Source organism: Nonomuraea roseoviolacea subsp. carminata, assembly GCF_024172185.1.
In the GTDB taxonomy this organism is placed as follows: Bacteria; Actinomycetota; Actinomycetes; order Streptosporangiales; family Streptosporangiaceae; genus Nonomuraea; species Nonomuraea roseoviolacea.
Genome location: NZ_JAMZEC010000001.1, coordinates 8,411,846 through 8,426,492, shown reverse-complemented (window position 1 = coordinate 8,426,492; position 14,647 = coordinate 8,411,846). Strand labels below are relative to the sequence as shown.

General features: G+C 70.3%; 9 protein-coding genes. 2 read left to right on the top strand and 7 right to left on the bottom strand.

Features of this window, described 5'->3' with window-relative positions; translation table 11 throughout:
* Positions 1–68: 68 nt before the first annotated feature.
* The 4 genes from HD595_RS39055 to HD595_RS39040 all read right to left on the bottom strand — a co-directional run bounded on the left by HD595_RS39055 (position 69) and on the right by HD595_RS39040 (position 4,479).
* Complete coding sequence (locus tag HD595_RS39055; protein ID WP_253778235.1) at positions 69–1,085, bottom strand: NAD-dependent epimerase/dehydratase family protein; 1,017 nt, start codon at positions 1,083–1,085, stop codon at positions 69–71.
* A gap of 220 nt (positions 1,086–1,305) precedes the next feature.
* A complete protein-coding gene (locus tag HD595_RS47030; protein WP_253778233.1) occupies positions 1,306–2,211 on the bottom strand; it encodes a Gfo/Idh/MocA family protein in 906 nt (301 codons plus the stop codon).
* 128 nt (positions 2,212–2,339) lie between these two features.
* Positions 2,340–3,119 carry a class I SAM-dependent DNA methyltransferase gene (locus HD595_RS39045; RefSeq protein ID WP_253778231.1) on the bottom strand — a complete coding sequence of 260 codons (780 nt, stop codon included), beginning with the start codon at positions 3,117–3,119 and terminating at the stop codon, positions 2,340–2,342.
* Positions 3,120–3,276: 157 nt separating this feature from the next.
* Entirely contained in the window at positions 3,277–4,479 is a 1,203-nt protein-coding gene (locus HD595_RS39040) for a cytochrome P450 (protein WP_253778229.1), read from the bottom strand.
* Positions 4,480–4,954: 475 nt separating this feature from the next.
* Between HD595_RS39040 and HD595_RS39035 the strand changes: the two genes are divergently transcribed.
* Together HD595_RS39035 and HD595_RS39030 are read left to right on the top strand one after the other, a co-directional pair.
* Positions 4,955–5,593 (top strand): hypothetical protein, encoded by a 639-nt coding sequence (locus HD595_RS39035; RefSeq protein WP_253778227.1) that lies wholly within the window; start codon positions 4,955–4,957, stop codon positions 5,591–5,593.
* Positions 5,594–5,881: 288 nt separating this feature from the next.
* Positions 5,882–6,487: a dihydrofolate reductase family protein gene (locus tag HD595_RS39030; protein ID WP_253778225.1), complete on the top strand. Its 606-nt coding sequence runs from the start codon at positions 5,882–5,884 to the stop codon at positions 6,485–6,487.
* A gap of 199 nt (positions 6,488–6,686) precedes the next feature.
* Here the strand turns inward: HD595_RS39030 and HD595_RS39025 are convergent, their stop codons facing one another.
* The 3 genes from HD595_RS39025 to HD595_RS47025 form a co-directional block, all read right to left on the bottom strand.
* Positions 6,687–7,208 carry a hypothetical protein gene (locus tag HD595_RS39025; protein ID WP_253778223.1) on the bottom strand — a complete coding sequence of 174 codons (522 nt, stop codon included), beginning with the start codon at positions 7,206–7,208 and terminating at the stop codon, positions 6,687–6,689.
* 251 nt (positions 7,209–7,459) lie between these two features.
* Positions 7,460–7,753: a hypothetical protein gene (locus HD595_RS39020; protein WP_253778222.1), complete on the bottom strand. Its 294-nt coding sequence runs from the start codon at positions 7,751–7,753 to the stop codon at positions 7,460–7,462.
* A gap of 8 nt (positions 7,754–7,761) precedes the next feature.
* Positions 7,762–14,622: a polymorphic toxin-type HINT domain-containing protein gene (locus tag HD595_RS47025; RefSeq protein WP_253778220.1), complete on the bottom strand. Its 6,861-nt coding sequence runs from the start codon at positions 14,620–14,622 to the stop codon at positions 7,762–7,764.
* Positions 14,623–14,647 lie beyond the last annotated feature (25 nt).

Below are 14,647 nucleotides of genomic sequence, written 5' to 3'. Positions count from 1 at the left end.
GCTGGTGGCGCCCCCGCCCAGGGACCAGGGCGAGGCGCGCGGATCAGGAGTTCGTGCGCGGGCGCGGGTCAGAAGCGGCCGTCGCGGCGCTCGAACTTGGTCGGCTTGCCGAGCAGCGGGCCGCCGCCGGCGACCCAGCGGGCGGTGTGCTCGATCAGCTCGGCCGGCGTGATCTGCGGGTAGCCGAAGAGCCGGTGGCAGCGGGAGGCGTTGGACAGCAGCGCCGTGGGCGCCTCCTCACCGGTGAACACCGGCTCCTTGCCGAGGGCCTCCCCCAGCGCCAGCGCCGCCTGCCGTACGGAGATCAGCTCCGGGCCGGTGACGTTGAGCACGTACGGCGGCGTCCCGGCCAGCAGCAGGGAGCGGAGGGTGACCTCGTTGGCGTAGCCCTGCCAGACGACGTTGACCTGGCCGGTGGCGAGGTCGACGGGTTCGCCGGCGAGGACCTTCTGGGCGAGGTCCACGAGCACGCCGTAGCGGAGCTCGACCGCGTAGTTGAGGCGGATCAGCGCCATGCGGGTGCCGTGGGTCTCGGCGAAGTGGGTCAGGACCCGCTCCCGGCCGAGGCAGCTCATCGCGTAGTCGCCGACCGGGCCGGTGGCGGACTCCTCGGTGCTGCCGCCGCTGGTCACGGGGACGAGCGGGTAGACGTTGCCGGTGGACAGGGCGGCGATGCGGCTGCCGCGGAAGCGGTCGGCGACCCGGCCGGGCAGGTACGTGTTGGTGAACCAGGTGGCGTGCTCGCGCCCGGCGGTGCCGAACTTGGCGCCGACCAGGAAGACGACGTTGGCCGCTTCGGGCAGCTCGCGCAGCGCCCCCTCGTCGGCGACGTCGGCGGGCACCACGTCGGCGCCCTCCGCGCGCAGCGCGTCGGCCAGGCCGGGCTCGGAGAAGCGGGACACGGCGATGACCCGCCGGTCGCTCCTGCCCGCGGCCGTGGCGTTGAGCGCCAGCCGCACCAGGCTGGGGCCGAGCTTGCCGCCGGCGCCGAGGATCAGGATGTCGCCGTCGAGCCTGTCGAGATCGTCGACGAGCCCGGCGCTCGGCCGCGCCAGCCGCTCCTCGAGTTCCGCTGTCGTCCGCACGCCGTCTCCCTCTGTACGTTATTTACGGTCCAGACCGTAACTGTGGCAGAGTGCGCGTGTCAACGGCCTCGGCACGCGAGCGAGGAGATGACCGTGGTACGGGCCGTTTCGGAGGAAGCCGCTCGCCGGAGGGCCGGGACGCCGGGACACGAGGGAGCACCACCGGGACCTGGGATTCGGCCGGGCGGGCTTGCGGAGACGGGGTCGGTGTCGGAAGCGGTCAGGACGCGGGCGGCGCGGGAAGGGTGCTCTCGCGGGCCGAGACGAGGACGTCGAGGACGGCGCGGGTCTGCGTCCATGGCACCGGGCTCGGCGCGCCCTTGACCATGTCGAGGAACGCCGCGATCGTCCCCTCGTAGCCGAGGCCCTGGATCGGGTCGTCGCCTCCTTCGATCACGACGGTCTCGGAGGAGTCGCGCCGGTGCAGGGTGACGCTGTACGACTCCCCCTCCGTGACGCCGAGGACCTCGACCGTGCCGGTGACGCCGTGGGACCACCGCAGCGCCATGACGGCGGTGTCCTCGGAGCGCAGGCTCGCGTAGTGCCGCCGGGCGCCCGCCGCCCCCGCCAGCCTGACGTCCGGCCCGAGCAGCGCGACCAGCAGCTCGACGCCGTGGACGCCCATGGTCACCATCGTGCCGCCGCCCTCCCCCGGCGTGTCCTGCCAGGCGTTGTAGCCGGTCGCCCACAGCCCGACGTCGTGCCGCACGGTGGCCCGTACGGCCTGCACGTCGGCCGGGTCCACCCTCAGGCCCGCGAACGCCGGGGCGAACCGCAGCACCGACGTGGACATCACCCGGTCGTGGATCGGCAGCCGGTCGAGCCGGTCCAGCTGCTCACGGCTGGCCGCGGCGGGCTTGTTGACGAAGCAGGCCGCCCCGGTCTCCAGCACCGCGGCCAGCGCGTCGGGCACGCGCGGGTTGGGCACGGTCAGCACCACCCCGTCGGGCCCGGTCGCCAGCGCCTCGGCCAGGCTCGGGACGACCACCGCCGAGGGGTGCTCGGCGGTGAACCGCCCCAGCCGCTCGGGGTCCGGCTCCCAGACCACCAGCTCGGCGTACCGGGCCAGGGTGCGGGCGTCGGTGTACGGATGACTGGTGGCGAGACCGGCGAGGGCGATGCGCACGGGGTCCTCCCGGGGCGGCGGCGGAATGGCGGGACCATCATGGCAGCCAGGCGCAGCGCGGCCGAGCCGGGCTCCATCTCGGCGGCTCTCCGGCGCATGGTTCCTGAGGCACTGTCACCCGGCCGACGTCAGCCGGCCCGGCGGGCGACATACAGGATGCGGTCGTGGTCGGTCTCGTCGGCCGGGTCCCGCGTCGACGTCCCCACCAGCCCGTGGGCGGCCACGACGTGCAGCCCGGACTGCTCGGCCACCTCGCGCACCGTCCGGTCGGAATGGTGCTGCTGCACGTGGCGCATCGACAGCCGCTCCCAGCCCGCGCCGTTCCGTTCGAACAGGTCGAACTGCGTCACCACGACCGCGTCGGCCTCGATCCGCGGGGACTGCGCGAACCGGACCACGTACCGGTCGCCCCGGTCGGCGACCGTGGGGACGCGGAACATGCGGCGGTAGTAGCCGATGGTGTTCACATCGAAGACCAGCACCCCGTCCTCGGCGAGCTGGTCGCGGGCGGCCGTCAGCGCCTGTCGCAGCTGGTCCGTGCCGGTCAGGTACGCCATCGGCACGTCCACGCACGCGACCACGTCGAAGCCGGTCAGCCCGGGCGGCGGCTCCTGCAGCCGTCCCACCAGGAACCCGATCTCCTCGGCCCCGGGCCGGCGGCGGGCCATCGCCACCATCGCGGGGGACAGGTCGTAGCCGGTCACCTCGAACCCGCGCTCGCGGAAGGCCACGCTGCTGCGGCCGGTGCCGCAGCCGGCGTCCAGCAGCCGCCGACCGCCTGGCCCGTACCGATCGACCGCCTCCACGAAGCGGGCCACGAGGCCGGCGGTGTCCATCCGCGCGTTCAGCTCGTCGTAGCGGGCCGCGATGCTCTCGTAGGCGGCCAGCGTCTCATCCACCCGCGACATGCGTGCCTCCTGGGGCGGGTGTCCCGCCTCGTCGGGAGCGGAGCCGTGCCGGGCCGTCGGGCCCGGCACGGCTCGCCGGAGATGGACTACCAGATGTACCAGGCCTGCCGGTTGATCCGGCGGCCGGTGACGCGGCGCAGCAGCTTCCTCATGGAGTTCACCTCCTTTCTCGACGGGCGAAGGGGGTCCGGTGCAGTCGGAACGAGGGAGGGGTGATGATGCCCGCCACGTGGGGCTGTCCGCGACCGCCGCGTACGTCGAGACGGGCGCTGTCGGTCACGGCGGCGAGCAGGTCGCAGGCCAGGTTGCGGGCGACGACGGCGCCGGCGCAGGTGAACGGGCCGCCGCCGAAGGGCAGGTAGGGCCCGCGGGGGCCGGGGCCGTCCCACCTGCCGGGCCGGAACCGGGTGGCCTCGGGCCAGTGCCGTTCGTCGCGGTGCAGCAGATAGGCGCAGACCGACACGCTGTCCCGCGGCTCCAGCCGCACGCCGCCGACCTGATGGGCGCGCAGGACGGGGCGGCCCAGCAGCCACGCCACCGGCCACAGCCGCAGCGACTCCCGTACGGCCGACTCCGCGGGCACGTCCGCCAGGTCGACGCCGTCGGTCGCGGCTGCCAGCAGCGCCCAGGCGACCACGTGGCCCACCGGCGCCACCGAGGTTCGGAACAGCAGCAGATACGCCTGGGCGAGCTGCGCGGCAGGCGTATCGGGCGGGGCGGCCTCGATCACGGCGTCCAGCAGGTCGCCCCGCCCGCCGGACCGCGGGCCGGCCCGGCGGGCGAGCACCTCGCCGGTGAGCGCCCGCACCACGCGTGCCCACAGCGCCCGCCGCATCACGCTCGCCAGCCGGCCGCTGGGACGGATCAGGACATCGTTCCGCACCACCTGCTCCATCAGCTCCCGCAGGGGCGGCGGGCTGTCCGGCCGCAGCAGCGCCTCGGCCAGGAACCGGTACACGGCGGCCCGCCCGGCCGCGGGCCACTCGCTGACCTCTCCCAGCTCCGCCACCACGGCGGGCAGCCGCTCCCGATGCGCGGCCAGATGGGCGCGTAACGTCGCGCGGGCCGCCCGCCCGATCGCGACCTGCGTCTCCCGCGGTTCCAGCCGGCCGCCGCGGACGTGGAAGAAGTCGGACACGTCGTCGTAGTGGCCCTCCTCGTCGTGCAGCACCCGCAGGGCCTCCGCCGGGTCGGCCACGCACAGCGACCCGTCGTCGGGCAGCCGGAACACCGGGCCCCGCTCGCGGGCCGCGTGCTCGACGAACCCCAGCGGGTCCCGCCGATACCACCGCGCCGCCCCGTGCGGCCACGGCCGCGTCCCGCCGGGAGCGGCCCGATCCGGTTCTCCGACCGTCGTCATTCCCACCTGCCCCATGCGTCCGTGATCCCGGGTGTACGCGCACGCCCGTCACCTGCCGGTACGCGGTAACGGCGGCAAGGACGACACCAAATCAGGAATAGTTCCGGTTGATAAGTGAACGGCGAGGAGTATCGCCACCGAATTTACAGAATTGCCGGAATTTGGGCAATGAATGCGTTGTGTCGCAATGGCATTGCTGGCTGTGTGGAAGACGGCGTTATATCTCCGAGAAAGCGCCGCCGGACGCGAAAGTGAAATGGCATTTCACGATGAGGAAACATGAGGGCTTCCCGAACCCTGCGCGGGTTGTGGTGCCGGCATGCTGATGCGCCTGCCGTGGAAGCCTCTGCCCGAGTCCTGGCCGGCGACAGCGCCCGAGCGGCCTCCTGGGCTGCATCGCAACCGCCGCAAGGCGCCTGGACCACTGCAAGCCGGGATCAATCCCCGCGCAAGGCGCCGCCCTTAGCGTCGCAGTGTGTTCAAACGACTCGTCCTCGGCGCCGCTCTCACTGCGGCTGCGACACTGACGCTCGCCTCCGCCGGCCCCGCCTGGGCCGCTCGCGCCTCGGCCGGGACGCCCGCGCCCGGCACGGTGGCGAACAAGCTGTTCCACGCCTGGCTGGCCGCCGACCGCACGGCCGCGGCGAAGGCAGCCACCCCTGCCGCGGTCAAGACGATCTTCACTTATGCCTACCGCGCGCCCGATCGCTTCGACGGCTGTTCCGGCAACGTGTGCCGGTTCGTGCACACAAGCGTGCGCGTGCCCGGCGGGCTCGACGGCATCGCGATGGTGGTCACCGGCTCGAAGGTCAGCAAGGTCTACCTGTCGCGGCACATCACCGAGCCGTCCACCGTGGCCAAGCATCTCTTCGCCGCCTGGAAGCGGGGCGATGAGTACGGCGCGCTCGAGGTCGCCACTTCCGCCACGGTGCGGAAGCTGTTCAAGGTCACCTACGACCCGCGCGGCGTCACCCACTTCTTCCAGGGCTGCAGCAAGGAATCGCGGGGCTACTCGTGCGCCTACTCCTATGAGGGCGGTGCGATGCTGATGCACGTACGCGGCTCCCGGACCACCGGCTACGAGGTTCGCTCGATCTCCTACCTGGCTGACTGAGGGGACAGTCCGCGGGTGGATCCCGGATCTCCGAGGGCAGGTGCGCCGACGAGGTCGTCGAGCGGCAGCCGGTAAAGCCTCGTCGGCGGCATCAGCAGGCCAAGCTGGGCACGCCTGTTCCCACAATGCCGCCAGAACAGCATGGTCGTACGGACGGACGGGATCAACCCTCTCTGCGGCATCCAGAGAGGGCCGGTCAGCCCGTGGCGCGCGCTGTTGCCGTTTCGGCACGCATGATTGCCGCCGGATGCCGGTGCGCGCCACGATGGAGACATGAGACTCACGACGATGACGCAGATCACCGTGGACGGTGTGATGCAGGGCAACGGTCACGCGACTCCCGAGGAACTGGCGAGCGGGTTCACGCGGGACGGCTGGGCGCTCGGGGCATTCGCCGATGACACCGGCGAGATGATCACCCGGACCTATCAGCGGGCGGATGCGTTCCTGTTCGGGCGGCGCACCTACGAGATGTTCGCCGAGACCTGGGGCACCCGGCCGGAGATGCAGGAGCACCCCATCGGGGTCGCGCTCAACGGGGCGCAGAAGTACGTCGCATCCAACAGTCTCGAGCAGCCGTCGTGGGGACCCGTCACGCTGCTGTCCGGGGATGCGACCGCGGCGATCAGGGAACTGAAGGAATCGTCATCGGGCGAGATCCAGGTACACGGGAGCGCGATTTTGATCCGCTCGCTGCTCGCGGCCGGCCTCGTCGACGAACTGACGCTGCTGGTCGTTCCCGTGCTGCTCGGACAGGGCATGCGGCTGTTTCCGGACGATGGCCCCGACGCCGCGCTCGAGGTTGTCAGCTCCCACACCGACGCGAGGGGCGTCGGCGTGCACGTGTACCGGCCGACCGGACAGCCGGAATACCACCCGGCGCGGCCGACGTAGGAAGGCCGACAGCCCATGAGTCCCTTAGCAGGCCACGGTTCGTCGCGGAGGAGGTCAGAGGACGATGATCTCTTCTTTCACGTGGCCACGTTGACCGAACGTAGCCCGGACCCAAGAAGAACCGAGCGTGTGGAGAGCGCCTCGAGGTCGTCAAGGGCGCGCGCCAAGCGGGTCAAGCCCTTTTCATCTGAAGGCTCTGTCAGACCCCTCTACCGCACCGATATTGCTCCTCGGTGTTGTCGTAATTCTGGATGCACACCCGCGCACTGTAGCCGCGATCATCCCAGTGGTAGCCAGTGCTCATCGTCTCGTTGATGGCCCGGTACTCGTTCGAGACCTGGACGTATCCACCACTGCCGTGTCGCGTTTCCAGCAGCATCAAGCAGTGGTTGCGGCGTGACCGGATGACGCCCTTGGCGTACCAGTGGCCGCTGCGCTTCTTGGTGTAGACCCAGCCCTCGCAGCCGCCGCTCCTGATGTAGAAACGCGCCTCGTAGCCTTCGGTGTGCACCGTGTCGCCGCCGAGAGCCGTCTCGTCCGGCTCTGAGTCGTCCGGCGGTGTCTCAACAGGGTCATCGGCGTGTGCAGCGGTGATGATTCCCCGCTGCGCTGTCCGCCCCTGCTCGTCGGCGTGTGCGGGAGAGGCCAGGACCGGCGCGAGCGCCATGGCCATCATCGCCAGGGCTGCGGCGGGCAGCGGGCTCCTTCTTGCGTAACGCATGGTCCTGACCTCTCCTCAGGTAGAGGGTTCCCGGACGGGCTCGCACAAGGCAGCGTGACGGGAAGTATGGACAGGGAGAAAACCCTTGCATCGGGGCGCAAACCCCCTGGTTGAGGGGCTAGCCGACGGCCTCTGGGATGCGGGCCTGTCTGAGGGCGATGACCGCGGCGAGGCTGACCAGGCCAACGGCGATCATGTAGGCGGACGGGGACCATCCATGATGATCCTGACCGCCCCGTCCCCTTCGACTTCTAGTCTCCCAGAAACCACAGATAGAGATGCGGCCCGTTTTTCACCTGCAGACAAAGTCTTTCGATCTCCGCCACCGCATCGCGCCCGAGAATCTGACTGACGGACTGGTCGGCGATTTCCCGCCGAAGCCTTTCGGTCTGCCGCGAGTTGAACATCGTGTCCGCGTACGGCAGCAGGCTACCCAAGAACGGGAACTCGTCTTCGTCTATGCGCCCGACCGCTTTCCAGTCCAATCCGCATGATCCGTGCACCACGATATCACCGGATTCCGTGCGCACCTGAACATCGATCATCAGCTACCTCATCCATACGGATGAACGCTCGTCACCATGCCGTCATCCACCCATACCGCGATGGAGAACAGATCGTTCCCATTCACATCGTAGCCGATCGGGTGGCGGCTTCCGATCTGGAGGATATGCTGATGACCGGAGCCGGTACCGATATTCGTACCGTCAATCGGCTGCCTCATCGCAAGCCTGGCCCAATTACGGATATGGTCGGGCGTGACCCAGTCCTCGAACTTCGACTTGAAAGGCCATTGTCCGGCGTCCTTGTGACCCGCGAAGTGTCGCGGAAGGATGTGCTCATTCATTACCTCATCTGTGACCGTTCCGGTTCCGCAGTTGTGAACGAGCACGGGAGCTGTCCCGGCCAGCACGTAGTACGCATGGGTGTCGGCGATGGTCAGGTCATAGACGGCCGGGTGATTTCGTTGCACGGTGGTGCCGACGACCTGGGCCGTCGCGCCACTGGGAGTGCGCAGACGATCGGCACCCGTCAGATGATCGGCGCGGACCCACTGGCGGTCCTTGGTGTCCCAGAACAGGTGGTGTTCGGTGGCCAGAATGACGCCGGTGTCATCGCCCCTGTTACCGTCGGTGTCGACCGTGATCTGGACGACGTTGAGGTAACCGACACCTGAGAAGGCCGCAACGACCGGCTTCGGCGCGGACTTTCCTGTGATCGGGTCAGTGGAGAGGACCTTGTCGCCCGCCTTGATCTTCTCGATCACCTTGTACGTACCGTCTGCGAGTTCGACCTTGGTGCCGGCGACGAAGCTGTTGGGAGTGGGACAACCCCTGGGACCTGCCGAGGCCGCCTTGGGCTTGCCTCCCGGTACCTTGCTTCCGGCTTTGCGGGCTGCCGCGGCGCCCGCGGATTCGCCGCCCTCGGCCGCCGCCCCGCCGCCGCGGCCCAGGGCGTTCCTGGTTCTGCTGGCTGCCTTGCCCGCCGCTCCGGCGACGGCCCTTCCGGTCGCCGTGGTGGCGAGTTTGCCGAGTGCCGCGCTCACGCCCTTGCCGACGACACCGCCTGCCGCGCCGGTGATGGCGCCGACCGCGGCGGATTTCAACGCTCCCCCGGCGCTCCATTCGTCGCGCGGTGTCGAGACCAGGTAGCCCGCGAGGTTGCCTGCCGCTCCGCCCGCGGCGGCGCAGCCGATGCTGCCGGCACCCATCGTGGCCGCCTCGCAGCCGACCGTGACGACGACCGCGACGGTGACGTTGACGATGGTGGCCTTGTGCTCGTGCCAGATCTTCTTGGCCTTGCAGCCGAAGCTCCACCGGCCGCAGTGAGGCGGGTTGCTCGGCGGGGGAGGTGACGAGTAGGACCCCCCGCCACCACCTCCGCCTCCGCCACCGCCGCCGGAGCGCGGGTTGCACGGGTTGGAGGCGATGATCCCGCACTGGGTGCCGCCGTCGTACATCAGCCCCGTGGGGTCGGAGCCGGTGACCGGGTTGTTGTCGGCGTAGGCGTAGCCGTTCCAGCTCTGCGGGTCCGAGGCGTCGAAGACGGGATCGACGGAGATGAAGCGGCCCGTTTCGGCGTCGTACTCGCGGGCGCCGAGGTGGGTCAGGGCGGTGGCCTCGTCGATGACGCCGCCCACGAAGCCCTTCTGGCCGGGCCAGGACGCCGGTGCGACGCCGCGTTGCTGCCCGAACGGGGTGAAGCGGCGGCGGGTCATCGCCTGTGTGGAGGTGTCGTCGACGGAGGTGTCCGCGGTGCCGTGGTGGTCGGCGCCGAGCCAGGTCACGCCCTTGCCGGTACGAGCGGCGATGGCCTGCCCGGCGAAGTCGTAGTAGCGGGTCGCGCTCTTGGCACCGGTCTTGGTGTCGAGCCGGATCTCCATGCCGGCGACGTACAAGGTGGTGGAGGCCGGGTCGCGGCGGAGGAGCCGTTCACCTCCGGCGTCGTAGACGAAGGTGCTGACGCCGGAGGGGTCGGTCGACTTCGCGAGGTGGCCTTCGACGTCCCATTCCAGCAGGCGGCCTGAGCCGCGTTCGGTGGTGTTGCCGGTCTTGTCGTAGGTGTAGGTGTCGATCTGTCCGTCGCGCGGGCCGCCGTCGTACGCGACGGAGCTCAGCGTGTGCGGTTGCGGTTTGCCGGGTCCGGCGTAGGTGTAGGTCTTGGTGATGTCCCCGGTCGCCTGGTGGTCGATCTCCTTGGTGCGGTTGCCGACGCTGTCGTAGGCGAAGGACTGCCAGTAGGGCGCGGGTCCCCCGACGATGCTCTGCGAGGGTGCGGTGGCGCAGTCGTCGGTGGAGGTCCAGGCGTCGGTGAGGCGTTGCAGCCAGTCCTGACGGAAGCACTGCACGTCGGGCGTCTGGCCGGAGGGCGTGTCGGCGATCTTGGTGATGTTGCCGGACGGGTCGTAGGTGTAGTGCGTGTCGGCCACCGAGATCGGAGCGGTCTCCCGCTCGAACACCGAACGGGTGAGCCGGTTGGTGCCCTCCTCGTAGAAGTTGGTCTCCTTGACCCGCTTCAGGCCGGTGCTCATCGTCATGTCGAGGACCTGGCCGAGCTTGCCGTAGGTCGTCGAGGTGACGTAGTTGGTCAGGCCCCGCATCGTGGTCGGGTTGCCGAGCTGGTCGTAGTCGTACAGGATCGTCTCGCCGAGCAGGCCGCCCGCGGCGGGCAGCACGGTGCGGTGGACGGTGCCGTCGGGGTTGTAGTCGGTCGTGGTCTTGTACGTGCCGGCCAACCCGCCTTCGGCGGCGGGTATGACGGTCTGGGTGCCGGTGGGCCGGTAGGCGTTGTCGTAGCCGGTGACCGAGCTGGTGTAGGCGTCCATGGCACCGGTGGCCGCGTTCTTGACGTACCGGGTGGAGCCGGTCGGCTGGCCCTTGACCACGGTGCCGTCGGGCAGCTTGTCGAACGTCCACTCCGCGAGCTTGGTGCCCGCGGCGGAGGTGCCGGCGTATTCGGCGGTCTTGCGGCCGAGGGCGTCGTAGGTGCGGAACAGACTGGAGCCACGGGCGTCGGTGACCGTCGTGAGCAGGTCGTTCTTGTCGTCGTAGGTGAGCTTGGCGGTGCCCTTGTCGGGGTCGTCGACCTGGACCATCCGGCCGCGCAGGTCGTAGTGGTAGGTCCAGGTGTTGCCCGCGGTGTCGGTGATGGTGGCAGGCTGTCCGGCGCGGGTGTAGGTGTACTTGGTGGCCTCGTAGTCGCCGGTCGGGGCGTCGCCCTTGTACTGGCGGACCTCTGTGGTCTCGCCCTGCCCATTCGTGATCTTCGTGATGGGGGTGGAGCCGGCGGGCGGGTCGACGCTGATGCGGTCGCCGCCGTACGTGGTGGTGGTGCGCCACTGCTCGGTGCCGCGCTTGCGGAAGATCTGCGCGGTCGGCCACTCCATGCCGTTGTAGACGGTGACGCTCTGGCCGGGCACGTCGTCGTCGCTGCCCGGGACCCACAGCGTGCTGCCGGGGTCGCCTTCGGTGTAGTAGTCGGCGTTGGTCTTGTAGACCAGGCCACGGGTGTCGTAGAGGGTGTCGTTGATCAGTCGGCCGCCGCCCGGCGCGGGCTCCTGCTTCTGCCTGGGGCGCAGGAGTCCGTCGTAAAGGGCGTACCCGGTGATGTAGGTGGCGCCGTCGGCGCGCAGCGTCGAGGTGGAGACGGTGGTCGGGCCGTCGGCGCGGATCTGGTAGCCGAACTTCATGTTCGGGGTCGAGGCGTAGCCGGTCTTGGCGTGGCCGGGCAGCCAGACGCCGGTCAGCCGGCCGAGCGGGTCGTAGGCCAGGTCGGCGCGCTTGCCGTTGGCGTCGGTGGTCGCGGTGGCCAGGCCCCAGGCGGGCTCGATCTCGGCGGTGGTGACGTGGCCGAGGGCGTTGGTCTCCTGCTTGGCGGTGACCAGGCCGGTGGCCGGGGTGTAGGAGGTCCTGGTGGTGGTGCCGTTGGGATCGGTGACCACCAGGGGGCGGCCGTAGACGTCGAAGGTGGTCGAGCCGGCGGTGACGTACTGGGGGCCGCCGTCCCAGGAGCCGAGCTTCTCGGTCCTGGTGACGTCGCCCTTGGACGGCGCCGCGCCGAAGGTTCCGCCGTCGTAGTACTTGCGGACGTCGGAGGTCACGTCGGCCGGCCGGTCGGGAGTGACGGTGCACGCCTTCGTGACGGTCTCGACGCGGACGGCGTAGGAGATCATCCAGCGGGCGGCGTCGCGGGCGTAGGTGGTGCGGACGCAGCTGTCGTCGTCGGCGGTGGCCTGGTCGCCGAGGTCGTTGACCTGGGTGGGCAGGCCGTCGCCGTTGTAGTCGGTGTCGGTCGTGTTGTACCGCCAGCCACCCGACGCCAGCGCGGTGCGGGTGCGCTCCTTGTCCTCGCGCACCATGCTCGCCGTGGTGGTCCCCCACGGACGCACCCGCTTGGCGGTCTGCTTCGTCCAGTAGCCGGTGATCGTGCCCGTCATGGCGGGCCCGGAGGGGCCGTCGTAGCGGATCTCCTCCCGGACGCGGCCCTGCAGCGGCTCGGCGTCGTCCACGGCGGTTCCCGTGGAGTCGGTGACCTTGACGTCGCGGGTGCCGCCGCCGGACTGCTCGTCGCCGTCCATGCCGCGGAAGTAGGTGAACTCGGCCTTGGAGCGCTGCTCCCCCGGGGCGCCGCGCAGCACCCGCACCTTGCCGTAGCCGCGCCACTGCGACCAGGTCTTGTACTTGTCCTTGGTCAGTCCGTCGTCGTCGTCGTGGTGCCAGGCGCCGCCGCCCAGGTACTCGTACGTCTCCAGCGTGTCGGGGGCACCGCCGGTGCGGTCGATCTGCTGGATCTGGGTGACGACGTACTTGTGGAACCAGTCGAGCTTGGGCGAGGTGGCGCCCTCGGGCGACCAGTACTGCGGGTAGCAGCGGCGGGTGTTGGAGTCCGGGTCGGGGGTGTTGCCGGCGGTGCAGTCCTCGTCGGAGTAGGTGACGGACAGGGCGCCGCCGGTCTCGTTGTCGATCGCCGAGATCCGCCACTTGGTCAGCGGCGGGCGTCCTTCGAGCGCGTCGACCCGGTTGGGCCGCTGCACGCCGGCGAACTTCACCGGCGGCAGGGACGCCGTCCCGCCGACCTTGCCGGTGTGCTGGATCCCGGCCAGCCACAGCGCCGGCGCCGTGCCGTCCCCGGGCGCGCGCATCTGCTGGTCGAGGGTCCAGATGTCGACGTCCTTGTACGCGCTCCCGGACAGCACCTGCGTGGTGACGGCGGCCAGCCGCTTGCGCGTCCAGAACGTGGGCGAGTACCGGTCGAGACATTTGTCGCCGGAGTCGCAGTTCTGGTCGTAGGGGACGTCGGGCCAGTTCTTGGCGTTGTCCTTGGTGAACTTGCTCTCCGCGCAGTCGAAGCTCGACGTCGCGATGCACCGCTCCTTGGCGTCGAAGACAACCCGGGCCGGGGCCGAGGAGGAGAAGATCGCGTCCGAGCGCTGCCCGTAGTCGATGCGCTTGAGGTAGCCGCTCCGGTCGTAGGCGGTGGGGGTGCCGTTCGGGACGCCGTCGGTCAGGGTGGTGACATCACGGCGGTAGTAGTTGGTCTCGCGGCCGTACCAGAAGGTGCTGACGGTGCCGTGCGGGTCGACGACGTAGTCGAGGTTCCACCGCCACGCCTGCTTGCACCAGGAGTCGGAGAAGGAGTCCTGGTGGCAGGGCTCGCCGGAGTCGTCGCCGAACACCGGGACGGTCCACGTGGACTGTGTCTCGGCGCTGCCCTCGGCCCAGCCCGGCAGGTGGTTGCGGCCGAAGTAGTACTGGGTGCCGTCGGGGGTGGTGACGCGCCAGTACTCGCCGTCCTTGTCGCCGTTGTCGGCGCCCGACAGCTTCTCGATCTTGGAGCCGTCGTCGTCCTTCGGCTGCCAGGTGCCGGTCGCGTCGTCCAGCACCAGCTCGGTGGCCTGGCCGTTCAGTGACAGGGTGGCGTTGTCGTTGCCCCAGCACTGGTCGTTGCGCTTGGGGGTCACGCCGTCGTCGGCGCACGCCTTGTACCGGCGCTCGACGAAACCGGGCCAGTAGTCGAAGCCCTCACCGATCCAGGACACCTGGTTGTTGGTGGCGACCGTACGGCCGTCGATGCTGCCGGAGGAGTAGACGAAGCCGATGTTCGGGGTCGGGCCGCCCGGCGTCGGGGGCAGGCGCAGCGGATAGGACCAGGAGAACGCGCCGCTCTGGTTGCTCACGTTCCACGTCGCCGACGGCGACAGCGACGTCGCCTCGTACGTGCCCGCGGAGCCGGACGGCGCGGCCTCCGCCGCCAGCGTGGTCGCGCCCGCCGCGAGGTCGACGTCGGCCGCCAGCCGGCCCGTCTTGACGTCGTTGCGCGTGGGCAGCGGCGTCCGGGTCTGGCACTCGGGCCGCTCCGGCGTGGTGGCCGCGCACGCGGGCAGCTCGACCAGGCGTAACCGCGAGCCCCAGTCGCCGCCGTAGGCGTACCGGAAGCCGGAGTAATCCACCTCGACCGCCATCCGGGCCGGAGCGGACGGTTTCAGCCGGATGCCGAGCCCGTCGATGCGCGACCTGGCCGCGGTGGGCGCGTCCAGCGTCCGTACCTCGACGGCGGGGGCGGCCCCAGCGGTGGCCGGGGCCTTGCCGTTCTTCTGGACGGCGGCCGGTCCCAGCCAGATCGGGAGCTGCCCCGCCCGCGCCTTCGCGGAGCCACCGCCGGCCGCGGTCACCGCCGTACCCGGCCCCGGCCAGGTCACCGCGGGCGCGCCCTTGAGGTCGTACGCGGCGCCCGGATCCGTCAGGAGCCCCTGTGCCTTGACGGCATGACCGGGTACGGCGTGTTGCTCCTGAGCCTGGTGCCATGCCGGGTCGTCGTCGGCCGCCTGCGCGGCGATCGGGCTGAGCAGCGTGGCGGGCACCACGACGGCCAGGAGTGCGGCGATCTGGGTCCAGCCTCGCCTCGAACCGAGCACGGCTTTCCTCCGGTTTGTGATCATG